A 24,419-nucleotide genomic window follows, 5' to 3' on the forward strand; every position below is an offset into this window, starting at 1 on the left:
CTAACAAGCCGACCCTGTCGATCAAAGGAACCGATTCGACTGCCGCGGGCGTGGCCGAGGGGCCGGGGAACTACAAAGTGCGCATCACCAATGAGATTACCCCTGATCTAGGCCTGCCTGGAGAACAACCCACGGAGAGTGCGCAAGTCGCCGTAGTGCAGGTGGTTCATAAACCCAAAATCGTAACTCAGCCCCAGAAGGCCACCATAGACATCACCGCAGCACCAGCCAGCCCGAGTTTGATGGTGGTCATGGACACCACCGGAAATGAGGGGACACTGCTATACCAGTGGCAGAAAGATGGTAAAAACATTGCTGATACCGCAACGCGGACAGGCACCAATACTGCAACTCTCGCGTTCTCTTCGATCACGTGGGATGACCGTGGCAGCTACAAAGTAGTAGTGAGAAACGAAGTGGGCACCGTGACGAGTGCGGCTGCAGCTATCTCCATTATCTCTCCTCCTGTCATTATTTCTCAACCTGTTGGCCCACTGTTTGGTGCCACGGGGGGGGCTGTGAAAATGGCCATTGTTGCAGGCGGAACCACTCCCCTTGCTTATGCTTGGAAATTCCGCCCGGCGGGGCAGGCCTTGTTCAATGACAAAATCCTCAGCAAGACAGCATCACTATCGCTTTCAAAGCTTTCTGCCGCTGAGATCGGGGAATACCAATGCACCATTTCAAATGCACCCAAGGCTCCATCGAGCCCAGGAACGGTCGTTTCCAACCTTATCTACCTCCAGGTGGATGCCGCCCCGAAGATCACACAAGAGACGACAGTTCTGCCCTATAACGCCACGCCTGGGCTTGTGGCCACGCCAAAAATTCCGGCCGGGCAAAAGCTGCATCTTAAAGTCATCGCTTCTGGCACTGACCGGCCTGCAGATGTCCCAGCTCCACCAGCCCCGATCATCCCAGCCAATCCTCTGACCTATCAGTGGCTCAAAAACAATCTTCCCATTGTCGGCCAGATTGCTGCCGAGTTGATCATCGACCCAGCTCAAATTTCTGACACCGGCAAGTACAGCTGCATCGTTCAAAATTTCAGCGGCAAAGTCACCAGCAAGGCGCTGAGCATCACCGTCAGTGGTCCGCCTGTTGTTGTCGGCCAGCCCCCTGCTGCCAGTGGCATTCAGGAATCCAAGATCGAAACGACAGTTACTGCTACGGGGTCTCCGACGATCAAATATAAATGGCAGAAGCAGGTTTCGATACCCGGTGGAACTGCATGGCAGGACGTGCCTGGAAAAACAGCCGCCAAGCTGTCTTTTGCAGTCGCGCAACTCTTGGACGCAGGAACCTACAAGTGTGTGATTACCAACGACTTTGGAACGACGGAGTCCAACACCGTTCAGATTACGGTCTCCCCAATCCCTCCTCCGACGATTGCGCCTGTTCCGGGCCAGTGCATCTACGAATTCTATCCTGCCGTTGCTCGTGCTGGTGAGAAGGTGCGCATTTTCGGACAAAACCTCAACTATACCACTCGCGTTCTATTCGGTGGGCAGGCTGCCACCTTTGTGAAGGAATCAAACACTTCCATTCTCGCTACGGTGCCGGGTGCCGCGCCCCTGACAGATACCCCGATTGAGGTTGGGACGGTCAATCCGACTACGACGTTCACCACAGAACTATTCAGGAGGACTACCGACTATGAAAACGGTGAGAACTTCTACGTTGATCCATTAAACCCTCCCTTTGGCTATTATAGAATAGACTCGACCATCTTGACCGCAGCGTCAGGAGTGCCGTCTCGAATCACCGCGAACGGCAGTAATATAGGAACTGACGAAGTCTATTTTTTGATCAGGCTGCCAAATCCATCGGATCTGACAGTTTTTGTCGCGGGCCTAACCTCAGGTGGAAAAGTCGCCAGCTTGGCAATAGATCTCTATCGACAAACAGGCACGAATCCGACGACCTCGAATTTTGCAGGTCCAGACGGCGTCTTCAGGTTCCCGAATACACCAACTTCCAGCACACCCCTTTTTACGGTAGGTCCAAACCAAGTAGGCTTGGCGACCAGTAATCCTAATGAGTTCGTGTTGATTCGCATCAGCCCTGGGACAATCTACCTCGGCAGCAATTGGGTCTTTAATGGTCCTTTCCAGCTTCGCCTGACGGTCACGCCTTCTTCGACTGCTTCAAAGAAGTCCTCTGAGTCTGTTGATATCGTCCAAGTCGGTGGGAGTAAGACTATGAGCGATTCGGATGAAGCCTCGTCTGGGCAGATCAGCAGCACTGAAACTTCGGCTGTTCATTTTGGTGGTGAAAAGGTGGTCGGCACAGAACCTGTGGTGCTTTGGCATGATGTTGGAAACCAAGCCCAGTCTTCCAGTCAGGTGGTGTCCAGCTTCACCATGCGTCTGGAGCCTGGAGAGGAAAATGGTGACGATCAGTTTGGATGGCAGGTGAGTGGCGATGATGGCAATCCACTTCTGGCCCTTTGGATCGACAGTGCCACAGGGCGGATTTCCTCAGTTGAGCCTGATGGAACCGTGCATGACTCCATTCAGCACATCACGCCCGGCGGTGGGGCCCATCGCTTCGAAATTGCCGTTAATCAGCAGGCTGGAACATGGATCGTCCATATGGATGGTGTTCCAGTGACGGAATCGAGTATCCCTCTGCCTGCGGGGTCTCGATTCTCTGACATTTCGACTGTCTGGGATCTTGGTGCAGACGGTCACTCCAGTGGTGCCTCGATCATCTTTGATGATTTTAGTGTCGAGGCGGAAGTTCCAGCTCCGTAATCAACGCTCGAAGAATATTTGGAAAGCCGTCTGCGCCCAAAGCGCAGACGGCTTTTTCGTATTCGTGCCTCTGCATCGAAAGGGAGAAATTGCGCGCGCTCGAATCCCATGGCAGTTACCAGGGTGTTTGCCCGCTTTCTTCCCCATCTGTTTGTTCTGATTTTACTCACCTCCTGCGGTCCTGTGGATCGTGAAGGAGCATCCCTGGCAGATTATGAGTCGGCTGGCACTGAGGCTCTCGTGCGGGAGATCATTCGCACGTTGCCGGACCTGAATCCTGGCGTGCAGAAAAGTTACTCGATTGCCTTGGGTGAGATCGTTCGAGCCCGGGATTTCACACCTGCCAGCGTGCCGTTTTTGAAGCGTTTTGATGATCTCAAGCTCCGCATCATCAGCGCCAGCGTGCTTGGCACTGCACCGCCGGAGAATACCGCCATCGACCCCGATTTCCGTGTGCCTGTATTCGTCATCCAGATAAGGTCCATGAAACAGATCAGCGGCAGCACCTGGGATTACGAGGCCGCCTGGTCCTACAAAAAGCAATTCCAGCGCCGCCAGTGGAAGGTCACCAGTGACAATGGAAATTGGAAGATCGAGCCTGGTGCCGTGATCGAGGGGAATTAACTTCGAGTCTTAATCTCGATGGGCGCGGCTCTTTGACCAGAAGAGCCTTTCTGCGGCAAGCCTTCGCGGCGGCGCGGCGTAGTGCTGGCATGAAGTTCTTCCTCTTTCTTTGCCTGCTGCCGCTTGTCACCATCGCTGAGGAATATCGGCAAGTGGGCGCGGCCTCGGTGGATATTACGCCAGACTATCCCGTGCGGCTCAGTGGCTACGGCGGGCGTCGTCTGCCAAACACGGGCGTCTCACAGCACATCTTTGCCAAAGCGCTTGCCATTGGCAGCGATGAAGAAGGCCCGGCGGTCTTGGTGACGGTGGACAACTGCGGCATCCCGGCCTCAATGCGAGACGAAGTGCTGCGTCGGCTCTCGGCGAAGACCAAGCTGATCAATGAGCGCTTCGCCATCTGCTCCAGCCACACGCATTGCGCGCCGATGATCCTGGGCATCCTGCCAAACCTTTTTGGCATGGACATCCCTGCGGAGCACATGGTCGCCATTGAGCGCTACACGCGTGAACTCACAGACTACATCGAAAAAGCCGCGCTGGCCGCGTTGGCGGACCGGAAACCGGCGACACTGGCCTGGGGGGTTGGCAAGGTCGGTTTCGCCGCGAACCGTCGCGCGTTCCCATTAAAACCGATCGATCATGACCTGCCCGTTTTGCGTGTCACGGACGCCGATGGGAAAGTGCGGGCGATCTTCACCAGCTATGCCTGCCATTGCACGACCATCGGCATTGAGGAGATCCATGGGGACTGGGCCGGCGTGGCCCAGGAGGCGCTCCAGCGCGAGTTCCCCGGTGCCATCGCGCTGACGGCACTCGGTTGTGGTGCGGATCAGAATCCGAATCCGCGCCGCACCATGGAGCTCGTCAAAAAGTATGGAGAAGACCTTGGAGCCGAGGCGAAACGGCTGACAACGGCTGTGTTAGTGCCTGTAAACGGCAAACTGGAGTGTCAGACAAAGCTGATCGAGCTCGCCTATGACAAGCTGCCGACGCGCGAAGAGTGGGCAGCCCTTGCCGCTTCAAAGACGGCGGCGACCGCGTATCACGCGAAAAAAAACCTCGCGCGACTCGATCGTGGCGAGGCGCTCCCGACTCACCTGCCCTACCTCGTGCAGCGATGGTCATTCGGAGATGACATGGCCATGGTCTTCCTGCCGGGTGAGATCACGGTGGATTACTCGCTGCGGATCAAGCGCGAATTCGACCGCTCCCGCCTGTGGGTGAACGGCTACTCCAACGACGTTCCCTGTTACGTGCCATCTCGCCGCGTCTTGGATGAAGGGGGCTACGAGGGCGCGGGCGCGATGGTCTATTATGATCGCCCGACGAAGTTCGCGCCCGATGTCGAAGAGCGCATCATGGGCGCGGTGCATACGCTGATGCCGAAGTCGTTCCTGACGAGGCCGGAGCAAATCAAACCTGCCGTGGCAGTGCAGGCCATTGCGTATCCCGATCACTCAAATCTGCTCGTCGTGCGCGATGCCAGCGGCGGTGAACGCGCAGTCAAAACAGCGGCAGACTGGGCCGAACGTGTTTCGCACATCAAAGCAGGGATGCAGCAGGTCATGGGTACTTTGCATGACACCTCACGCTGGGCTCCGCTGGAGGTCGAAGTCGTCTCCGAAGAGAAGACGCCCACGTATCTACGGCGCAAAGTACGCTTCACACCGGAGGTGGGCGACCGCGTGCCTGCGTGGTTGCTCATCCCGAATGAGCTGCCTGCAAGCGGCAAAGCGCCTGCCATGCTCTGCCTCCATCAGACGACGAAGATCGGCAAGGATGAGCCCGCTGGGCTGGGGGGGCTGCCTTCCTTGCACTACGCGCATGAGCTGGCCGGGCGGGGCTATGTGTGTCTCGTTCCAGACTATCCTTCGTTCGGGGAATACGAGTATGATTTCACCCAGCACGGTGCCGCACGGGCCAGTGGTTCGATGAAGGCGATCTGGAACAACATGCGCGCCGTCGATCTCCTCGAAACTCTCCCGCAGGTGAACAAGGACCGCATCGGCGTCATCGGCCATTCGTTGGGCGGACATAACTCGCTCTTCACGGCAGTCTTTGATGAACGATTGAAGGCCGTGGTGACGAGCTGCGGCTTCACGCCCTTCCACGACTATTACGGCGGCAAAGTCGCGGGCTGGACCAGCGACCGCTACATGCCGCGCATCCGTGATGTGTTTGAAAACAACGCCGACAAGATCCCCTTCGACTTTTACGAGGTCATCGCCGCCCTCGCGCCGCGAGGGGTCTTTTCCAATTCACCGCTGAAGGATAGCAACTTCGACGTCAGTGGCGTGCGCAAGGCTTATGCAAAAGCAGGAGAGGTGTATGCGCTGTTGAAAGCGGAGAAGAACCTCACGCTTGTCACCCCTGATGCTCCGCACGATTTCCCCGAGGCAGAGCGACAGGCGGCCTATGCGTGGTTGGATGGCTTGTTGAAATGACGGGCACGTCATGCCTTCGCTCACTTCCCGTAGCGGTAGAAGACCTCCAACTGGAGTGTGCAGAGTGCCTGGCGGTAGTTCATTTCGCTAGCAGCTGCGGCCGGCCAGCTTGCTTTGCCGGCCTGAAAGCTGCCATCTTCCTTCTGCGCAGCGAGGATTTGGGGGATGATCGTGGCGACGTAGAACTTCCAGTCGTCACCTCCTGCATTGAAGAAGGCTGATGTGTTCGAGCACCAACTGTAGAGGTTGAAGGACTTCTGCCAGTCGGGCGGTTCCTGGGTGAGCGCTGCGCGCAGGAAGCGGATACCTTTGCTGGTCTTGGCAGCACTGCCGAGCATTTGCAGACCGAGGATGGAACCACCGGACATGTGCCACTGGTTGTAGTGGGAGTCCGAATTCACGCCGCCATAGCCCCCGTCTTTGGATTGCTTCCCCTCAAGGTAATCAGCCGCTTTTTTCAGGCAGGCATCGAGTCCCTTGAAGGGGATGCCTGACTCTCTGGCAGCGACGAGCGCCTGGAGTTGCCAGTTTGCCAGGGATAGATCCTCGCCCTTGCTCGTGGGATTGTAGCTGGTCGGGTGGCCAGCCTCGATGCCGCCATAGCTCCACGAGCCTCGCTGGTTTTGGCTCTCGATGATGAACTGGGCAGCCTTCTGAAAAGTGCCAGCCAGCTCTGGAGGCACGCTGCCGCTGGCTTTGGCGAGGATGTAAGCCTCCCCGAGTGCGGCGGTGGCGATGCCATGCTCATAGGTTCCCCCTCCTCCTTTGGTGTTGCTGGAAAGCATGCCCTGGGCATTCGCTGCGGCTGTTTGGATGAGGAAGTCACAGGCCTTGGTGACGACTGAACCATAAGCGGCGGATGTCAGGCCTTCGCCGTGCCCCGTGAGGCATTGCAGCACTAAGCCGGTGTAACCCGCTTTGCTCGATGAGGTGCCCCAGGAGCCATCCTCGTTCTGCTTGCTCTTCAGCCAATCGAGCGAGCGTGTCACAGCGTCTTCGATTTTGGGATCTCCTCCGTGCTTTTGAATGAGCGCGATCCGCGAGCCGGGCGACATGCGGCCGATGAAACGCGGCGGTAGCAGTTGCGGGTTTGGCGCATTGCCCGTGGCGGGCGCTGCGGCGGCTGGCAGCGGGGTCGTGTCCGCTGTGCCGTCGGCCTGCATCTTCCGCCATTGCGAGGCGGCAAAGGCGATGTCCTCGGCGCTGAGCGAGGCGATGGGGATGGCGAAGTCACGCCCATCGGCGAGGCGCACTTTCACCGAGCGCGAGGCGGGGTCCATGCCAGTCATCTCGGCTTCGATCTTGCGGCCGTTGATGTCTGTCCAAGTGCGCGCATCAGCGGTGACCACGAGGGAGAGGACGATCAGGAAAGGAATTCGGATCTTCATGGCATTGGCAGGCACCTGCTTATCCGAAAATCGCCAGCAAGAGTCAAACCAGAATCCGAGAGGCAGATCCAAAGGGGTTGCACCACGAATGGCTCACGCGTTGCCGGGAGGGGGCGCGGGGACGGACGTGGTGCCTTGCTCTTGAATCTCGCCGGTCACTTCCTGCGTGGTTTTGAAGTGGAGTTTGGCCACCTGGCGAAGCCCCTCGATGCCGTCGCGCTGGAAGATCCTAGCGGCGTTGCTCTTGACTGCGGCGGAGACGCCTTTGGGCAGCTCGATGCCCTGACTCTGCCCGGTCTGGACCAGCCATTTCACAAAACCTTCCCGGGCGAGGATGGAGGCGGCGGCGACGGCGGGATCACTCTCGGCCTTGGTGCGCTGGATGAGCTCGATGGTCCTGCCACGCGTCTGGAGTGCGCGCTGGAGCACGGCGGGGTTGGCAAACTGATCCGAGATGGCGCGCGGACATGAGGGCACCTTTTCCAGGAGGGTCTCGATGATCTTCGCGTGGCCCCAGGCGAGCAGGCGATTGAGGTTGCCGAACTTCTCGTAGAGCTCGTTGTACCTCGCGGGGCTGATCTGGATGACCTGCCAGCGCAGGCCGGGCACGCTGCGGATGAGGTCGGCGAGCTTGAAGACTTTGTCGTCGCTGCTGATGCGCTTGCTGTCCACGGCACCGAGGTCGCGCAGGGCATGGGTGACCTGCCGGTCCACATAAACTCCGGCGATGACGAGGGGACCGAAGAAGTCGCCTTTGCCGCTTTCATCGACGCCGATGTGGGGCTCGAACATCTCGGGGTGGTGGACCTCTTCGTAGCCGAGTTCGGCCACGCCGAGCACCTGGGGCTCCAGCAGGTTCGTGACGAAATCCTGGGTCTCCTTGCCCTGCACGAGGACCTTGGGGCCTTTTTCATACACGAGCACGTTCACCTTCCCCCGGGAGGCGGCGTAGAGGCAGTAAGGCTTCGTTTCAAAAGTCCAGCCGGCCTCGGCCAGCACGGCGCGCAGACGGGTGGCCTGATCGCTGGTCAGGGGCTTCGTGTAGGAGGTCAGGGCTGGCATGAGCGGCGGCGGAGTCGGCGGAGGGAAACGAGGACGACGCACGCAGCCAGGCAAAGCAGCGCGAACCAGTCGCCATGACGCGCATACAAGGTCATCTCGCCGGTGCTCGGCACCTTGACCTCGCCGGGCAGGCAGCCCTCGATCAAGGTGCTGCCCGTTTCTGGATCGGCGAGGCGGTGGGTGACGGTGCCGAGGGTGTCGATGAAGCAGGTGACGCCGGTGTTGGTGGCGCGGACCATGGGACGGCGCAGCTCGATGGCGCGGAATTTGGCGTTCGCGGTGTGGACCTCCATCTCATTGCTTTGCAGGAACCAGCCGTCGTTGGTGATGTTCACGATCATCTGCGGCCCGGGGCGGACGAATCGACGCGCGAGCCGCCCGACGGTGTCTTCGAAGCAGATCAGCGGGATGATGCCGACCTCGGGTTTTTCCAGCTTGAGGGGCACGGTGCTTTTCCCCGGCTCGAAGTCGCCGGGGATGACGCCGCGGAGGAGGGAGAAGGGCGGGTAGTCGCCAAAGGGCAGGTATTCGCCGAAGGGGACGAGGTGGACTTTGTGGTAGTCCTGACGGTGGGCGTAGCTGCCCCGGAAGAGGACGGCGGAGACGTGGCCGCCGGGGCCGTGCTCGGAGGAGTCATACAGTTCCGTGCCGGTGATGAGGCTGAAGTCGCCGGATTTGAGGAGGTCATTGAAGAAGGTCTCATGCTTCGGCAGGCCCCAGCGCTCCGGCTGCCCATGGAGATGCACGGGCAGCGCGCTCTCCGGCCAAATCACCAAATCGATGCCCGACTTCCCATCGCGGGCCTCGGCATACAGGCGGGTGAATTTGTCCAGCCGCTCATAGACCTGCGGGGCGAAGCGCCCGCTCCAGGCATCCACCTGGGAGACGTTTGGCTGCACGAGGAGGGTGCGCACCGTGACGGAGTCCGCCGGTTTCGCGGTGATGCGCATGACCCCATAACCCGCCGCCGAAAGCAGCACGACCATCGCGAGGGTGAAGTCCAGCCGTGTCCGGCAGGAGCCTGTGCCGTGGTAGAGATGGAACATGCGCCGGAGGGCATTCCAAGCGGTGCAGACCACCAGCACCGGGAGGAAGGAAAGGCCCATCACGCCCACGAGATCCGCGATTTGAATGAGCACGCGGTTTTGATGCAGGCCCACGCCCATGCCATTCCATCCAAAGCCCGTGAAGACCGTCGTGCTGCGCAGCCAGTCACAAGCCACCCACGCACCCGCCGCCAGCAATGCACAGCGGAGGGATTCCCAGGTGCTCTCCTGCCACGAGCCCTGCGTCAATTTCTTCAAATCCGGCCTGGCGTAGCGATGCGCAAACCAGCTCCACATCCCAAAATACACGGCGCAGTAGGCGCTCAGCCCAATCAACGCGCCGAAGCCCATCAGCTCCGGCCCCAGGCCGAGCCAGGAGTGATCCACCGCCCCGGCCATGACACGGGACGAGTGCCGCACCCAGGCTAGATTCGGGATGAAGAAAGCCAGTCCTGCGAGATACCCCGGCCAGAAAGGCCTGCGCACTTCCCTTGTTCCCCAGATGACGGCGAGCAGCGGCAGCAGCCACAGCCATACCACCCACTCCTGATTCCAGTTGGGAAAGGCAAACACCAAGGAGCCTCCGCTCAACAGCGGAAGGGCACGCGCCAGCCAGCGATTCTGATTCAACGACATCCTCTCAGTGATGGCAGACTGGCAGGGAGTTTCCATGCTTTTTCAGCCCTGCGGCCAAAGATCAGAACCAAGTCGTGTAGCCGAGCGTCTTGAGCAAGGTGCGCAGGCTCAGGACGATGACGAGGGTGCCGACGACGACCATCATCGGGCGATGCGGCAGTCTTTTCGTCAAATAAGCCCCGAAGGGGGCGGCGATGACTCCGCCAGCGGCAAGACCGGCGATGACCTGCCAGTGGCCGAGGCCGATGCTCATGAAAAAGGTGATCGAGGCGGACAAGGTGACGAAGAACTCCACGGCGTTGACGCTGCCCACGGCTTCGCGGACGGAATTGCCACGAACGATGAGATTGGTGGCGACGATCGGCCCCCAGCCGCCGCCACCGACGGCGTCGAGGAAGGAGCCGACCAAGGCCAGCGGGGTCAGTTTCGTCGTGACCTCACGAGGCGGGAATGGCATGAAAGCCTTCACGATAATGACCACACCCATGATCATCAGGTAGCCGGAGATGTAGGGCTTGATGAACTCGCCATCGAAGGAACTGAGCACATACGCACCCACTGCCGCGCCGATGATGCCGGGGATGAGGAGCCGGCGGAAGAGATCACGGCTGATGTTTCCAAAGGCGTGATGTGAGATGGCGGAAGCGCCGGTGGTGAAGCACTCCGCCGCATGAACCGTGCTGCTCACGACGGCTGGAGGCACCCCGAATCCCATCAGCAAACTCGACGCCGAGATGCCGTATGCCATCCCCAGCGCACCGTCGATGAGCTGCGCCACGAAACCGGCGATGATGTAAATGTAGATGTCGTGATCCATGGTTGAGACCGAGCCTGGGTAGGAGGGGGCGCTGCTGTCGTCGTCGGTAGTCCTCAAGTCAAACTAAAGTCATACCTACACAGTGGGAGTATCAAGAGATTGATTTGATACAAGTCCCCCCATTATCGTGTTCATAATGATCACCATGCCACGCCCCATTTCCCTTGCCGTTCTCCTCTCGGCCTTCAGCCCTCTGCTCTCCGCGCAGGAAGCACCGCCGAACATCATCCTCATGCTGATCGACGACATGGGCTGGACGGATCTCGGCTGCTACGGCAGCAAATACTACGAGACGCCGCACATCGACCAGCTCGCGAAGGACGGGATGAAGTTCACCCAGGCCTACTCCGCCTGCACGGTGTGCTCCCCCACTCGCGCCGCTGTTTTGACAGGAAAAAGCCCCGCCCGGCTGCACATCACCGACTGGATCGCCGGACACGACCGCCCCCACGCCCGGTTCAAGATCCCCGAGTGGACCAAGCAATTGCCCTCGGAAGAAGAAACCCTGGCCGAGCGGCTCAAAACACGCGGCTACGCCACCGCCAGCATCGGCAAATGGCACCTCGGCAGCCCAGACCTCTACCCCCAGCATCAGGGCTTCGATACGAACATCGGCGGCACGGATCGCGGTTCTCCGCCGAGCTACTTCTCGCCCTATAGCATCGATACCCTGAAGGACGGCCCGAAGGACGAATTCCTCACCGACCGCCTCACCAGCGAGGCCATCGGCTTCATCGAGCGAAACAAGGCGACGCCTTTCTTCATCTACCTCCCCCACTACGCCGTGCATACCCCCATCATGGGCAAGCCCGAAGTCGTCGCCAAATATCAGGCCAAGCGCGCTGCAGGAGGCCACTCAAACCCCGTCTATGCCGCCCTCGTCGAGAGCGTGGATGACAGCGTGGGCCGCCTGCGCGCCACTTTGGAAAAAGAAGGCCTGTGGGAGAACACCATCTTCATTTTCACCAGCGACAACGGCGGCCTCTCCGGCACCGTCAGCGCCAAAGGCTGGTCACGCGGCCCCACGGACAACAGCCCCTCACGCCTCGGCAAAGGCAGCGCCTACGATGGCGGCGTCCACATCCCGCTCATCGTCACCTGGCCTGGCAAAATCAATCCCGGCAGTGAATGCGATACCCCGGTCATCAGCTACGACCACGTCCCCACCCTGCTCGAAGCCACCGCCACGAAACTCAAAGACGGTCAGATCGTCGATGGCGAATCCCTGATGCCACTGCTCACTGAAAAAGGCTTTCTCAAACGCGACGCCATCTACTGGCACTACCCGCATTACCATCCCGGCAGCGCCACGCCTTACTCTGCTATTAAAGAGGGTGACTGGAAGCTCATCGAGTTCCTCGAAACCGGCAAAGTCGAACTCTACAACCACCGCCGCGACCCCGGCGAGATGCAGGACACGTCCGACATCGATGGAGACATCGCCCAGCGTCTCACCGAAAAGCTCCATGCCTGGAAAAAAGAAGTCGGTGCCCAGGAACCCACGCAGAACGAAGACTACGACCCCGAGACCGCCTGGGGTGGTCCGGCGAAGAAGGGTAAGAAGAAGTAACTCAGTCCCCGCACCCGCCATGTCCACCGTCCACCTTCCCGTCTCGTTGCCAGACTTCCTGCGTGAGCCTCTCACCGCAGCGTACACATGCGTCACTCAGCCTGATCCCGAGACACGTGCCATCGTCGTGCCCGGTGGTTTCACCGTGACCGACGCACTCCTCGCCGCCCTGCCAAAGCTGGAGATCATCAGCGTTTTCGGAGTTGGTTATGACGGCGTCCCGCTCGCCCCATGCCGTGAACGTGGCATCCGCGTCACGAACACGCCCGATGTGCTCACCGATGATGTCGCCGACATCGCCAGCGCGCTTGTTTTGATGACCAGCCGCCGCCTCGCCGAAGCCGAGCGCTTCACCCGCGCAGGCTCATGGACGAGCGCCCCATTTCCACTCGCCCATGCCTTGCGCGGAAAAACCGCCGGCATCCTCGGACTCGGGCGCATTGGCAAAGCCATCGCCCAAAGACTCAGCGCGCACGGCATGAAGATCGCCTATCACGGACGCCAGCCGCAGGACGTGTCGCATCAGTATTGTGACTCGCTGAACGCACTCGCTGAAGCTTCCGACTTCCTCGTCATCGCTTGTCCGGGCGGTCCTGGAACCAAGCATCTCGTGAATGCCGAAGTGCTCGCTGCACTTGGCTCCACAGGCACGCTCATCAACATCGCGCGCGGCTCCGTCGTGGATGAAAAAGCACTCATCCAGGCACTGCAAAACAAAGTCATTCGCGGCGCTGGACTCGACGTGTTTGAAAATGAACCGCATGTTCCGGCGGAGTTGATCTCATGCGAGAATGTCGTGCTGTTTCCACATGTCGGCAGCGGCACGCATGAGACACGACGCGCCATGGCACAGCTCGTGATCGACAACCTCGCGGCACACTTCGCATGTCGTGATTTGCTCACGCCAGTGTGCTGAGAAAAATTTTCTGAAGTGGCTGAATAGGGTTCGAAGAGGCTCGTCTGAATCCCGCGAACACCAAGTTCACCACACTATGAAAAAGATCCTCGCTCTCGTCGCTGCCGCCACCACTCTTGGCTTCGCCGTTCCATCGGAAACCCAGGCCTGGGATCGCTGCTCCACCCCGCACAGTCGCATCATCAGCTACCTGCCCTGCGGGCGCCCCGTGTATGCCGTCTATCAGATCTACGGCCATGATCGCTGCGGCAATCCCGTCGGCCGCTGGGTCACCCAGCACACCTCGTGCGGATGCAGCACCTGCAGCCCGCGTAGTCATTACCACGGCTACAGTCACGGCGGCTATCGCCCCTCCTGCCCGCCTTCACGTGGCGGCGTGAGCTGGAGTTTTTCCTTCGGTCGTTGATTCTTTGCTGAAAAACCCTCCATCTCCATCCTTGCATCGGCGCGGCAGTCCTCCAAGACTGCCGCGCCATGTTTTCTGACTCTCTCGCCCAGCTCCGCACTGCCATCCGTGACGTGCCCGACTTCCCGAAGCCGGGCATTCTTTTCAAAGACATTACCCCTGTCCTCGCGGATGCGAAGCTCATGCAGCTCGCCATTGATGGCATGATCGAGCCCTTCGCCGGTCAGCAGGTGGACAAGGTCGTCGGCATCGACGCACGTGGATTTATCTTCGGTGCCATGATCGCCCAGCGGCTTGGCGCAGGCTTCATCCCCGTGCGGAAAAAAGGCAAGCTGCCGTGGAAGACCCACGGCCTGGATTACAGCCTCGAATACGGCACGAACAGCGTGGAGATGCACATCGATGCACTCGCTCCAGGTGATCGTGTGCTGCTGGCGGATGACCTCCTCGCCACCGGTGGCACCGCTGGTGCTGCATTAAAGCTTATCCAAGATTCTGGTGCCACATTGCTCGGCTCCACTTTCTTCATCGAACTCGGCTTCCTCGAAGGTCGCCAGAAGATCGCCCACACCGGGCCGATCCATTCACTCATCCATTTTTGATCCTCGACCCTGAGCATGACCGAGCGCGAGTATCAGAAACATGTCGAGGCCATCCGGCTGAAAATCTTTGGCGATGACAGCGCCCTTCCGCATAGCCGCACAGAGACACTGAAGCTCGCAAAACGCTTCCTCAAGCTCAAGGAAACCCGCATCAAGCAGCGCCATCGCGCCGGAGTCGGCGGCTCGGAGATCTGCCGCATGCGCTCGGATGTCATGGACTGTCTCGCACGCCAGCTCTGGGCTGAAAGCCTCGCCTCACTGCCCCCGGACAAACGTGCGAAGGTCAATTTCAGCGTCGTCGCCCATGGCGGATATGGCCGCCGAATCATGAGCCCATTCAGTGATGTCGATCTCACCTTCATGCTGCCAGGGAACGGAGCCCAAGTCCCTGCTGACACGGCCAAACTCATCGCAGATTACCTGCTCTTCTTTTACGATCTGAAGTTCAAAGTCGGTCGTGCCACACGCTCCGTCGGCGGCTGCATCGAGCTGGCAAACGAAGACATGCAGACGAAGACCGCGCTCATGGAGGCTCGCTTGCTTTGTGGCAGTGAAGCTCCCTTCAATGAGTTCCGCTCCCGCTTTGACAAGGAATGCATGGCCGGGCGCGAGGAAGAATTTCTCAAGCAACGCCAGGAAGATCTCGCCAGCCGACATGCCAAGCATGGCAGCACCCACTGTGTTCAGGAGCCTAACGTGAAGAGCGGCTGCGGAGGTCTGCGTGACTACCAGAACCTCATCTGGATGTCCTATGCCAAACTGCGCACGCTGAACCCGAAAGAGCTCGTCCAGAAAGGTCTGATGACCCCGGCTGGCTGGCGTGAGCTGGAGGAAGCCTACGACTTCATCCTTCGTGCGCGCAATGAGATGCACTACACCGAACGCCGAGCCAGTGACATCCTCACGCTCCGCTTGCAGGGCTTCGTCGCATCCAACCTCGGCTACCGTCACAAACGCATCCTGCGCCGCATCGAGGCCTTCATGCGCGACTACTACACCGCCACGCGCAACATCCTCCAGCGCAGCAGCGAGGTCATGGATCGCTTCCACCTCGCCGCGCTCGAAGGTCAGGAGACGAAGCGTGGTTTGCTCAGCTTCATGGCGCGCCGCAAGGCAGCTCAGAAGCGCGCAGAAAAGTTGGATGGCTTCATCGTGAAGAACGAGCGCCTCTACCCCGAGGCGCGCACCGTTTACAAAGAAGACCCCACGCGCCTCATGCGCACCTTCTTGTACACTCAGCAGCGCCATCTGCGCATGAGTCCGGAGCTCTTCCAGATCATGCAGGAAAGCTTCCGCCTCGTGAACGTGAGCTACCGCTACAACAAAAGCGTGCGCGAAACCTTCCTCGCCATCCTTGCCAAAAAGGGTGATGTCGCCCGTGTGCTGCGACAGATGCACCGTGTCGGTTTCATTGGACGCTACATGCCCGAGTTCGGTGCCATGACCAACCTCGTGCAGCATGAGTTCTTCCACCGCTACACCGCTGACGAGCACACACTGCGCACCATCGACATGCTTGATGAACTGAGCGACGCCCGCATCAAGGTGCGACCGCTCTACCAGCAGTTGTTTCACGATCTGCACCAGCCCGAGATCCTCTACCTAGCGCTCCTGCTTCATGATGCCGGCCGCGCTGCAAACGCCAAAGCTCACGATGCCGAGAGCACCATCATGGCCGATGCGGTGTGCCGCCGACTTTCGATCAAAGGCGAGCGCCGCAAGCTGCTGCTCTTCCTCGTGGACAACCACCTGCTCATGTATCGCACTGCCACCACCGCGAACCTGGATGATCCCCAGGTCATCGGCGAAGTGGCCGCCATCGTGAAAACGAAGGAGTATCTCGACACACTGCTCGTCATGACCTACGCCGACTCGAAAGGCACGAGTGAGGCCAGTTGGTCAGGCTACAAGGAAGCCTCCATCCTTCAGCTTTACCACAGCACCGTCGCCTACCTCGATGCGCCTGCCGACTTCATGCGCCGTGTCGCCGTGCCGCTGGATGATGTCCGCGAAGCCGTGAAAAAAGAACTCGAAGCCGACTTCGGCCTCGAAATCAGCGCGCACTTCCAGCACATGCCGCGCAGTTACTTCAACTACCGCGAGCCCGCCCAGATCGCCGCCCACATCCGCCAGTTCAGGCAGTTCTTCGTGCAGCTCACTCTGGAGGACGCTGATGCCGGACTCATGCCCGTCATGACCTGGGAGGACCATGCCGAGCAGGGCTACAGCGAACTCGTCGTTACCTGCTGGGATCGCCGTCTGCTCCTCGCTCGTATCTCCGGCGCGCTCGCCGCGCAGAGCATCAACATTCTCAGCGCCGACCTCTACCAGCGCAGCGACAACCTCGTTCTCGACATCTTCCGCGTCTGCAACACGAACTTCGCCGCCGTCGCCAGCAAGAGCGCCAAACAACGTGTCGAGCAAGCCGTGCGCGCCGCCTTCCTTCAGCAGAAGTTCGACTTCGGTCCCTCCATTGCTGCCAGCCGGAAAGAGGTCCCCGGTTTCGATGAAGTCATGGCTGAGATCCCGCAGCGCGTGTTTATCAACAACGACATCTCGCACGATCAAACCGTGGCCGAGCTGCAAGTGGTGGACCGGCTTGGCCTCCTCTACGATCTCTTCATGGCCATCGGCAAACTCGGCCACAGCATCACACACGCGCGCATCGGCACGGAAAAAGGCGTCGCCATTGATGCCATCTACATCCAGACCGCCAACGGCGACAAACTGCGCGACAAAGAGCAGATCGACACCCTCAAGACCACGCTTGAGGCCGCGATTTTCCAGCCCGCTCGTGAAAAGCAGCCAAGCGAGAAAGCTGCGGCATAAAGTGCAATGTGCGGCCAGAGAGTCTGGAACGGAAATGAACACCCCCACTGGGCCCTAAGCCTGGTGATTTCGCCAAGCCCCACGCGGACATCAAGGCAGCCGACCTTCATCCACGTCGATGTAATGCGCGATGGTCTGGATGTCATCGCGATCACCGAGACCGCCATCAGCCTTCCGTTTTGCCAGGATTGCTGTGATGTGGTCATTCCAGCCGAGTTTCGTCGTGTAGTAGTTCCAGACGAGCTTGTCAGTGTCATTCAGCGGACGCGTTTGCTCCTGGCACCATTGCAGGATCTCCTCATCGGTGCCGCCTTGGAGCACGCGAGCTTTCAGATCGTCATAGTTGATGTGCAAGAAGTCCACCATGGCTCCGTCGCTGCCTTTGCCAAGATTGGCGTGAAGATCTTCCCACAACCTGCCTTCTGCATGCAGTCGGATCTTCCCCAGCATGCGGGGGAAGTATTTCAAGCCGGCTGTTTCATCGAAAGGGCTGCACGGCAGCGTGGCGGGATCAGGTTTGGCGGACATGCGGCGCATTTGATCGCGGCAGGGTCGCTTGGCAATCGAATCTACGGTTTCAAACCGCTTTGCAGCAGCCAACTGGACTCGCCGAAACTGACACACGCTCCGCAATAACGTCGCACTGCCTTGTTGCCCCGCTGGAACCCAGATCGAACGAAGTAATCACGACGCGAACAGGCTTGTGATCACTCGGGCGGTTGTGTGGATTCAGGGGCGGTGGTTCATGACACAATCACGCTATCAATTCGGCACGCAGCACGTCCATCATGCGCTTCATGCGCTCATCGGCGACGGCTTTGCCTTTCAGCGCCTTCGCTTTCGCGGCGGGCGGGTCATTCACGATGGCGAGCACGGCGGGCGTGAGGCCCTTTTCCGCCTCGTCGAAGTCGTGGTCGAAGAGCCACTCGCTCAACCCAATGTCCTTCCACATGAAGCCCTTGCTCGTCTGCTCCTTGTAACGGCAGACGATGGCCGGGATGCCATGGCCGATGCACATGATGGGGCTGTGCTGCTCATTGCCGAACAGGCCCGCACAGCGGTTGTACACACTCTGGGCGAAGTCGGTGAGCCAGTAGTCCTTCCGCCAGACGACCTTGGCTTTCACATCTTCGGGCAGCTTATCGTAAATCATCTCTTTGTTCAGCTTCATCTGGCTCGCGTCCTCGGGGCAAAGCAGCACCTTCATCGGCGTCTGCCGTGCCACGGCAATGACCGCGTTGCGCAGCGGACCGATGTCGTGCTCCTTCATCTCCTCGTTTTGAGCGTGTTTCTTCTCGTCAAACTTCGCGCCCTTCTTGATCTCCCAGTAGGGCGAGTTGCGCAGCTTCGGGATGCAGCAGACGAACTTTCCATCCTCCAGCCCGACTTCCTTCAACCAAGCAACGGCAGGCTCATCATTGACCAAATCGCAGGCAAAAGTCGCATCGGGACCGAACTCCATGATCGGACTCGTCGCGCCCTTTTCCTTGGCGAGCGCGAGCGACACCGAGTCGCGGAAAAACGCGAACTTCGCCCCGCTGATCACCTTCACGCCTTCCTCAGAGAAGCTCCAGGTCACACCGCCGATGCCGTAGGGTTTGCCGGTCTGCTCCGTCCATTCGAGGATGGATTTCTGCCCCACGATGCCCGGCCCCGAGCCATGCAGCAGGAAGTCATGCGTCTTGAATGCCTCCGCCTTTGCCGCGCCATCCTTTGCCAGAATCTTCAGCTTGGGAAAGCGCTTCGTCAGCATCTCCGCCACGCCATTTTCCACACTGCTCGGCCACAGCGTCACCTCGTATCCCGACAGATGTTTTTCCAGCAGCGCCAGCATGCCCGGCGTGTGCGCGATGTCGCCGATGTTCACCGTCTGCCACGACGAGCGCAGCAGGATGCGCTTCTTCGGCGTTCCCTGCGCGATGGCAAACGTGGGCAAAGCGGCGGCGGTGGTCTGGAGGAAATGACGGCGGTTCATGGGCTGGGGATCAAGTAAGTCGAATGAACCGGTATTTTGGACACGAACCAGACGGAATGTCCATCCAGCAAACGATCACCCTAATGTGTAGCGCAGTGTATTCTGTCGGACTCGCTCTTCAGCGCAGCATTTCGAGCCAATCGGGCAGCGCGTGAAGTTGATCCACATGATCCGGCGCGGAGTTCCCAGCCAGACCCACGAGGTGAAGCATTCCTTCCTTCGCCTCGCTGAGCTGCTGGGTCTTCATCGGGCCCCATTTGAGGATCGCTCGGCGTTTCATGCCGACTTCACGCAGCAGCCAGTCCGCCGTCTCCGTCGTGCTGGCGAAGGTGCCTGGAAAAATCTCGCTGTGGGTGATGAGCATGCTTTTGCGGCCTGCCATCGCCTCGCGAGCAAAGGCGGCGATGGGCCGCAGCGCGGCGGTGTCGATCTTCGATTCCGTCGGACCGGGTTTGCCATCGGTGTAGCGGGTGTGGATGCCATCAATCATGAGCACGCGGTCGATTCGCTTCACCGCCGACTCGTGACTTAGCATCGCGCGAATACCCCTGCAGCCCGCGCTCCAACCGCCGACCGTAATCTGCGTCCAACGCATCGCCGCCTTGGCCGACGCAGCATCGACGAGCGCTTCCAAAGCTCCTTCCTTCTCAAACAGCGACGTGTAGCCATCGCTGCGCTGGATCACGAGCGCAGCCATGCCGTGCTTTACGGCAGCGACTTCAGGAATCCAGGTTCCGCCGTGCATGAAGATGAGCAGCGGCGCTTCTTTATGGTCTGCAATGCCTTGTGGAATGAACAGCGTGCCAACATCCAGCTTCACCCGCTCTCCCGCCGGATGTTCTTCCTTCATGCGCGGATGCTCGCGCGTGTGCTCGACCATCGGTGACGGATTCTGCGGTTCCGCAGCGCGCAGTGGCAGGATCAGCATGAAAAGGAACAGCGGCTTCATTCGATGCGCAACGAGGCGAGTTTCCCTGCGGGCAGGGTGAGCGAAAGGCGTGTGTAGCGACCCTTGGCGATCTTCACGGCGCTTTCAGGCAGTTTCATCATCTTGCCATCGACCACAAGACTTGCCGTGTAGCCGCCGGGTTTCAGTTGTCGTAGCTCGGCGGTCATCTCGCGCGGTTCCTTGCCAAAGTGGAACAGCTCCGCGGCAAACTTCGTCGTGCTGGCCTCGGTGACGAGCGCGGCGATGTCCTTCGGCGGAGTGAGCCAGCGCACGGCCATTTGCGGGAAGCGCGGCGCGTTTTTGTCGCCTGTGACCATGCGGTAGAGCAGCTCGTGCTTCGGCTGCGTGACGCCTTTGTAGGCGTCGAAGGCATAGTCCTGCGCCAGGAACTGCACAAAGCGCATGCAGCGATCCGTCGAGCGCACTTCGCTGGTGAAACCGGGGAAGTTCACACGCAAAGCGCCGAGACTCTCGCGCAACGCGGCTTCCAACTCGCGATTGCCCGCCTCATTGGTGCGGATCACGAATTCGGAGCCTTCGAGCGCGATCAGTTCATCGAACTTGTTCGTGCCAGTGAGCGCCTTGAAACGTGCGAGTGTCTTCACGAGTCCGCCCGTGTTGCTGTTCGCGTTTTGACGCGGCGCGAGCTGGTCCGCGCACCAGGCCTCGGTGCCAGGCTTCAGTTCGCCTGCCGGATTCTTCAAATGCTTGAGCCGGATCGCCGCCATCGAGCGCAACGGGGCTAGATACGATTCCTTGCCCGTCATCACATGCGCCAGCATCAGCGCATCGGTGATCTCGGTGATGACGCTCGGCCAGATATAGTAGCTGTGCATGAAGCCGCCGGGTTTGATCGGCTCCCACCAGTTGCCCTCGGCACCTGCGGCCGCACCATCCGGCCAGCGGATGCTCGCAGGCAGAATGCCGGCGGGTTTACCGTTCTCCGCACGAGTCGTGGCATCCACCCAGGTGTCCAGCCACGCACAAATCTGTGCGCCGAGTTTTTCATCGCCAGTCTTCTGCCACGCGAGCAGCGCCGGATGCAGCGCACCGACATCCGCGATCACATCCAGCGCGCGCTGCGGCTGCGGCGCGGTCTCGGTGGCGCTGAAGTAGAAGCTCTTGAACTGCGTTTGCCCGCGCTCGTTTTTGCCGGTCCACACATCGCGCATGAAGTCGCCCAGCTTCAGTCCCCACTTCGTCCATTTCTCATTTTCCGGCTCCAGCACCATCAGCGGCACCAGATTGTCGGTCGTATCCTCGGCGGCGTGCTCCACATCGGTGATCGTCGTGTTGAAGCCGCCTTTCAAATGCGGACGCGTGACAGCCGAACGCGAAAATTTCAACTGCGCCGCCGTGATCTGCGGATCATCAAAGCCCAGCAGCACCGCCGCCCACCAGCGCCACATTTCGCAATCATCGCCCCAGCCGCCGCCAAACTCGCCCGTGTCAGCTTTCTGCCGATGCGTGATCCACCAGCGGATGATCTCACCGAGCCGCTCAAGCTGCTCGCGTTGCAAAGTCGCCCACTCCGGCGCTCCCTCGACCTTCTCCGGCACCGCGCCCCATGGCAACGCCTCGCCCAGATACATCCGTGCCACCGTGTTTTTCGGAAACGCTACCTTCACCCGCTGAAACGACGCCACCGCCTCGTCCTTGAACCACTTCGATTCCTTCGGATTCGTGCGCACCGTGCTGTTCTCGATCAAAGTCCACGCCAGCATCCGCCCGCGATACAGCTCACAGATAGGCCGTAGCGGCGAATCATTCGCCACCCCAAAATCATAGTCCCCAATCGTCCGATGCGGCTTCCCTCGCACGCTGGCACCGTAAAACTTCAGCCCGCTTTGGTTCCAGCGACGTGCAAAATCAGCGAGTGACGTCGCCTCCTTGCGTTGCGTTTCATTCAGCGAAGGTAGCGCGGCCATCTTTGCCAATGTGGACTGGCGCAGGCTCTCATCGTCGGTGTTGCCAGCCTGGGAAATTCCATCCAACGCCTCGCGAGTCCACTCTGCGGACAAGACTCCCACAGCGAGAAGGTAAGGAATCAAAAATCGACAGCTCATGGCGCCTCTCAACGAACTAAAATCCGCGAAACGATCACCTCCTTCGTCTTCCGGTCGATGGAGTAAACGATGCCGGGATGACTGTGGTCCCACGCAAAGGCCTGACCGTGTGCGGAGATCGGAATGGCGGATCGCCAGGTCCAAACATCGCCCGCCACCGGCAAATCAAGGACATACAACTCCTGCGCATCGTGCCCGGTGATGAAGAGATGGCGATCTGGACCGAAGCTGCCGCCGGAACTGCTGTTCTTGCCAAACTTAGCCACCATCTCGGCTGGGAAGCGGATCTCGGCAGCGGGCTTCCAATTCGAATCGAAGCGCACCACGCGCGTGCGCGCCGGATCGCCGGTCTTCGCATACTGGGCAAAGCAGGCATACCACCAGCCATCACGACGATCCACCCAGGTGAGTGATCCGCCGACACTGGTGAGGTCGATGCTTTCGAGGTGCTGCATTGTTTTCGGATCAAAGACCTCCACGGAGCTCTTCATCGGCATCTCGGGGTAGTTCGAGTGAGCACACCAGAGTTTGCCATCAAGCATGACACCGGCGTTGAGATGCTTGATGTGACCGTCTTTGATGTCTTTCCAGCCTCCGACACGCTCGCCGTTGTCTTTGCGGTATTTGCCGATGGCGGCATTCGTGATCGCATAAAAGTGCTCCGTATCCACGGCAACGCCTTGATGCGCCTCGTCCGCCTTGAAGCGTTTCAGTTCCTCGTGCTTCCACTCGCCTTTCTTACCCGCGAGCATCTTGTTCACGCGCTCCTGCTCCTTGCTCAAAGCGCCATCGGGGATCGGCATCGGCACCAGATTCTCGCTCAGCAGCTTTTCATCCGTCGGGATCGCCCGCCAGCGCAGGTTTTTGAACCACACATCCGCGCCATGATATTGCAGAGAGAGGTTCGCGCCTCGTTTCGTCAAATCACCGCCACGGATGCGCAGCACCTCCAGCTCATGAAACCAGCGCGAGTCCGTGTAGTCGAAATCAATGACCTTCTCGCCATTGAGCCAGTGCTGGATCACCGAGCCTTGGCATACGATGCGACCCTCGTTCCACTCGCCAAACGACTTCACGACATCCTTCATCGGTGCCATGCCAAAGAACAGCGAAGCCGCCGCCTGACGCGGATTTTCGCCATAGGGGCTGTTGGCGTTGTCGAGCAGTTGATACTCATACTGCCCGGGCCGGTAATACACGCCGCTGTTGCAGCCCTTGGCGACCTTCCAGTCAAAGCGCAGCTCAAAGTCATCCGGCACCTTGGTTTTTTCATACACCAGTGATCCAACTTTCTTCACACAGGCGATCTCGCCATCCACCACCGCCCAGTTGCCGCCATGCTTCCAACCATCGAGTGATTTGCCGTCAAAGATCGGTTCAAAGCCAGGTTCCACCGCCAGAGAAGCGCTCGTCAGCGCCAGAAGAAGGATGTGTTTCATGCGTGATTCAAAGTGCGGTTCACCTGCTTCCGAAAGCCGTTCAGGCGCAGCGAACTGTCTGGCATCACCTCCAGCATGGTGTAGCCGCTGCTTTCCAAGCCCGTGCCCTCCACCATGGCCACCAGCGTGGTGTAGTGGATGCCGCTGATGTGCTGGTAGTCGTTCTTGTGCGAGTGGCCTTGGAAGACTGCGAGCACCTTGCCGGACTTCTCCAGCAGCGCCCGCACTTCGGGCGCATTCTTGACGGCATGAGCCTTGTCGAGATCGAGCCGCTGATGCGCGAGCACGATCACCGGGCCGCTGGCTTTGCTCAATTCAGCCTCCAGCCATGCTAGCTCGGCCTTTGGCAGGTTCGCATCCTGCCAGTTGAAGTTCTTCCGCTCATACGGTGCGCCATCCTCACGAAAGCAGGCATCCAGGAGCAAGAAGGTCACGCTGCCGCTCTCGAACGATGCATGACCTCCTGCCGCCTTCGTGTGCTGCGCAAACTCCTGCTTCGTCAGCGTGCCGACGCAGTGATTTCCCAGCACATAATGCCGTGGCATCTCCAGCTTCGCGAAGTGCTGCTCCATCGTCTTCAGCCACTCCATCTCCCTCTCCACGGAATCCGCTTGGTCGATAAAATCGCCGAGTTCGACCACCAGCGCCGGTTTTTCGCGGTTCATGAACTCCACCGCTTCGTCCAGCTTTGCCAGCGCCTCGCGGTAGAAGCGCGTCTTGGTCGGGTTCTTGTCCGCGTAATGAAGGTCCGTCATCAAACCGACGCGCAGTAGCGGCCTGGCATCGCTCTCAGCGGCGAGCATGCTTCCCGCGCCGAATCCGGCGAGGCAAAGTGTGCTGTGATGAAGAAAAGCGCGGCGTGAATTCATGACGCAGGCCATAACGACAGCA

Annotated in this window: 18 protein-coding genes; 8 read left to right on the forward strand and 10 right to left on the reverse strand. The window is 59.6% G+C overall.

What is annotated here, in order from left to right; translation table 11 throughout:
• From AC6FTP_RS14135 to AC6FTP_RS14145, 3 genes are all read left to right on the forward strand, one after another.
• On the forward strand, positions 1 to 2,756 hold a 2,756-nt coding region (locus AC6FTP_RS14135), incomplete at its 5' end, for an IPT/TIG domain-containing protein (RefSeq protein ID WP_497207562.1).
• A 108-nt stretch (positions 2,757 to 2,864) separates the two neighbouring features.
• Positions 2,865 to 3,380 carry a hypothetical protein gene (locus AC6FTP_RS14140; protein WP_497207563.1) on the forward strand — a complete coding sequence of 172 codons (516 nt, stop codon included), beginning with the start codon at positions 2,865 to 2,867 and terminating at the stop codon, positions 3,378 to 3,380.
• Between the two features lie 89 nt (positions 3,381 to 3,469).
• Complete coding sequence (locus AC6FTP_RS14145) at positions 3,470 to 5,827, forward strand: neutral/alkaline non-lysosomal ceramidase N-terminal domain-containing protein (protein ID WP_497207564.1); 2,358 nt, start codon at positions 3,470 to 3,472, stop codon at positions 5,825 to 5,827.
• 20 nt (positions 5,828 to 5,847) lie between these two features.
• On the opposite strand, the gene AC6FTP_RS14150 is transcribed toward AC6FTP_RS14145, so the two are convergent.
• The 4 genes from AC6FTP_RS14150 to AC6FTP_RS14165 form a co-directional block, all read right to left on the reverse strand.
• The gene (locus AC6FTP_RS14150) at positions 5,848 to 7,215 is read right to left on the reverse strand and encodes a prenyltransferase/squalene oxidase repeat-containing protein (RefSeq protein WP_497207565.1); all 1,368 of its coding nucleotides are present in this window, start codon (positions 7,213 to 7,215) and stop codon (positions 5,848 to 5,850) included.
• Positions 7,216 to 7,308: 93 nt separating this feature from the next.
• Positions 7,309 to 8,277 carry a ribonuclease HIII gene (gene rnhC / locus AC6FTP_RS14155; protein ID WP_497207566.1) on the reverse strand — a complete coding sequence of 323 codons (969 nt, stop codon included), beginning with the start codon at positions 8,275 to 8,277 and terminating at the stop codon, positions 7,309 to 7,311.
• Positions 8,265 to 9,959 carry an apolipoprotein N-acyltransferase gene (lnt, locus tag AC6FTP_RS14160; RefSeq protein WP_497207567.1) on the reverse strand — a complete coding sequence of 565 codons (1,695 nt, stop codon included), beginning with the start codon at positions 9,957 to 9,959 and terminating at the stop codon, positions 8,265 to 8,267. Before lnt ends, rnhC begins: the two co-directional genes overlap by 13 nt.
• A 61-nt stretch (positions 9,960 to 10,020) precedes the next feature.
• Complete coding sequence (locus AC6FTP_RS14165) at positions 10,021 to 10,776, reverse strand: sulfite exporter TauE/SafE family protein (RefSeq protein ID WP_497207568.1); 756 nt, start codon at positions 10,774 to 10,776, stop codon at positions 10,021 to 10,023.
• Positions 10,777 to 10,921: 145 nt separating this feature from the next.
• Between AC6FTP_RS14165 and AC6FTP_RS14170 the strand changes: the two genes are divergently transcribed.
• From AC6FTP_RS14170 to glnD, 5 genes are all read left to right on the forward strand, one after another.
• Positions 10,922 to 12,346 (forward strand): sulfatase, encoded by a 1,425-nt coding sequence (locus AC6FTP_RS14170; RefSeq protein WP_497207569.1) that lies wholly within the window; start codon positions 10,922 to 10,924, stop codon positions 12,344 to 12,346.
• A 19-nt stretch (positions 12,347 to 12,365) separates the two neighbouring features.
• Complete coding sequence (locus AC6FTP_RS14175) at positions 12,366 to 13,262, forward strand: 2-hydroxyacid dehydrogenase (RefSeq protein ID WP_497207570.1); 897 nt, start codon at positions 12,366 to 12,368, stop codon at positions 13,260 to 13,262.
• A gap of 76 nt (positions 13,263 to 13,338) precedes the next feature.
• Complete coding sequence (locus tag AC6FTP_RS14180; RefSeq protein WP_497207571.1) at positions 13,339 to 13,668, forward strand: hypothetical protein; 330 nt, start codon at positions 13,339 to 13,341, stop codon at positions 13,666 to 13,668.
• A 68-nt stretch (positions 13,669 to 13,736) separates the two neighbouring features.
• On the forward strand, positions 13,737 to 14,270 hold the full coding sequence (locus AC6FTP_RS14185; RefSeq protein WP_497207572.1) for an adenine phosphoribosyltransferase: 534 nt from the start codon (positions 13,737 to 13,739) through the stop codon (positions 14,268 to 14,270).
• 15 nt (positions 14,271 to 14,285) lie between these two features.
• Positions 14,286 to 17,099: a [protein-PII] uridylyltransferase gene (gene glnD, locus AC6FTP_RS14190; RefSeq protein WP_497207573.1), complete on the forward strand. Its 2,814-nt coding sequence runs from the start codon at positions 14,286 to 14,288 to the stop codon at positions 17,097 to 17,099.
• A gap of 90 nt (positions 17,100 to 17,189) precedes the next feature.
• Here glnD and AC6FTP_RS14195 read toward each other — a convergent pair whose 3' ends face one another.
• The 6 genes from AC6FTP_RS14195 to AC6FTP_RS14220 all read right to left on the reverse strand — a co-directional run bounded on the left by AC6FTP_RS14195 (position 17,190) and on the right by AC6FTP_RS14220 (position 24,397).
• Positions 17,190 to 17,627, reverse strand: a complete 438-nt coding sequence (locus tag AC6FTP_RS14195; protein ID WP_497207574.1) for a DUF5069 domain-containing protein — start codon at positions 17,625 to 17,627, stop codon at positions 17,190 to 17,192.
• 226 nt (positions 17,628 to 17,853) lie between these two features.
• Positions 17,854 to 19,074, reverse strand: coding sequence for a polysaccharide pyruvyl transferase family protein (locus AC6FTP_RS14200; protein WP_497207575.1), 1,221 nt, complete (start codon positions 19,072 to 19,074; stop codon positions 17,854 to 17,856).
• Positions 19,075 to 19,192: 118 nt separating this feature from the next.
• The gene (locus tag AC6FTP_RS14205; RefSeq protein WP_497207576.1) at positions 19,193 to 20,023 is read right to left on the reverse strand and encodes a hypothetical protein; all 831 of its coding nucleotides are present in this window, start codon (positions 20,021 to 20,023) and stop codon (positions 19,193 to 19,195) included.
• Positions 20,020 to 22,074, reverse strand: a complete 2,055-nt coding sequence (locus AC6FTP_RS14210) for a hypothetical protein (RefSeq protein ID WP_497207577.1) — start codon at positions 22,072 to 22,074, stop codon at positions 20,020 to 20,022. Before AC6FTP_RS14210 ends, AC6FTP_RS14205 begins: the two co-directional genes overlap by 4 nt.
• Positions 22,075 to 22,097: 23 nt before the next feature.
• Positions 22,098 to 23,528 carry a 3-keto-disaccharide hydrolase gene (locus AC6FTP_RS14215; protein WP_497207578.1) on the reverse strand — a complete coding sequence of 477 codons (1,431 nt, stop codon included), beginning with the start codon at positions 23,526 to 23,528 and terminating at the stop codon, positions 22,098 to 22,100.
• Complete coding sequence (locus tag AC6FTP_RS14220) at positions 23,525 to 24,397, reverse strand: metallophosphoesterase (RefSeq protein WP_497207579.1); 873 nt, start codon at positions 24,395 to 24,397, stop codon at positions 23,525 to 23,527. The genes AC6FTP_RS14215 and AC6FTP_RS14220 overlap by 4 nt, the downstream gene beginning before the upstream one ends.
• Positions 24,398 to 24,419 lie beyond the last annotated feature (22 nt).

This window comes from Prosthecobacter sp. (assembly GCF_044378005.1).
Lineage (GTDB): Bacteria > Verrucomicrobiota > Verrucomicrobiia > Verrucomicrobiales > Verrucomicrobiaceae > Prosthecobacter.

What these genes read in the sequence shown, in the direction of transcription:
- AC6FTP_RS14140 (WP_497207563.1), top strand. Translation starts at nt 2,865, where the DNA reads ATGGCAGTTACCAGGGTGTTTGCCCGCTTTCTTCCCCATCTGTTTGTT.
- AC6FTP_RS14165 (WP_497207568.1), bottom strand. Translation starts at nt 10,776, where the DNA reads ATGGATCACGACATCTACATTTACATCATCGCCGGTTTCGTGGCGCAG.
- glnD (WP_497207573.1), top strand. Translation starts at nt 14,286, where the DNA reads ATGACCGAGCGCGAGTATCAGAAACATGTCGAGGCCATCCGGCTGAAA.
- AC6FTP_RS14205 (WP_497207576.1), bottom strand. Translation starts at nt 20,023, where the DNA reads ATGAAGCCGCTGTTCCTTTTCATGCTGATCCTGCCACTGCGCGCTGCG.
- lnt (WP_497207567.1), bottom strand. Translation starts at nt 9,959, where the DNA reads ATGTCGTTGAATCAGAATCGCTGGCTGGCGCGTGCCCTTCCGCTGTTG.
- AC6FTP_RS14180 (WP_497207571.1), top strand. Translation starts at nt 13,339, where the DNA reads ATGAAAAAGATCCTCGCTCTCGTCGCTGCCGCCACCACTCTTGGCTTC.
- AC6FTP_RS14170 (WP_497207569.1), top strand. Translation starts at nt 10,922, where the DNA reads ATGCCACGCCCCATTTCCCTTGCCGTTCTCCTCTCGGCCTTCAGCCCT.
- rnhC (WP_497207566.1), bottom strand. Translation starts at nt 8,277, where the DNA reads ATGCCAGCCCTGACCTCCTACACGAAGCCCCTGACCAGCGATCAGGCC.
- AC6FTP_RS14195 (WP_497207574.1), bottom strand. Translation starts at nt 17,627, where the DNA reads ATGTCCGCCAAACCTGATCCCGCCACGCTGCCGTGCAGCCCTTTCGAT.
- AC6FTP_RS14200 (WP_497207575.1), bottom strand. Translation starts at nt 19,074, where the DNA reads ATGAACCGCCGTCATTTCCTCCAGACCACCGCCGCCGCTTTGCCCACG.
- AC6FTP_RS14175 (WP_497207570.1), top strand. Translation starts at nt 12,366, where the DNA reads ATGTCCACCGTCCACCTTCCCGTCTCGTTGCCAGACTTCCTGCGTGAG.
- AC6FTP_RS14185 (WP_497207572.1), top strand. Translation starts at nt 13,737, where the DNA reads ATGTTTTCTGACTCTCTCGCCCAGCTCCGCACTGCCATCCGTGACGTG.
- AC6FTP_RS14150 (WP_497207565.1), bottom strand. Translation starts at nt 7,215, where the DNA reads ATGAAGATCCGAATTCCTTTCCTGATCGTCCTCTCCCTCGTGGTCACC.
- AC6FTP_RS14215 (WP_497207578.1), bottom strand. Translation starts at nt 23,528, where the DNA reads ATGAAACACATCCTTCTTCTGGCGCTGACGAGCGCTTCTCTGGCGGTG.
- AC6FTP_RS14145 (WP_497207564.1), top strand. Translation starts at nt 3,470, where the DNA reads ATGAAGTTCTTCCTCTTTCTTTGCCTGCTGCCGCTTGTCACCATCGCT.
- AC6FTP_RS14220 (WP_497207579.1), bottom strand. Translation starts at nt 24,397, where the DNA reads ATGAATTCACGCCGCGCTTTTCTTCATCACAGCACACTTTGCCTCGCC.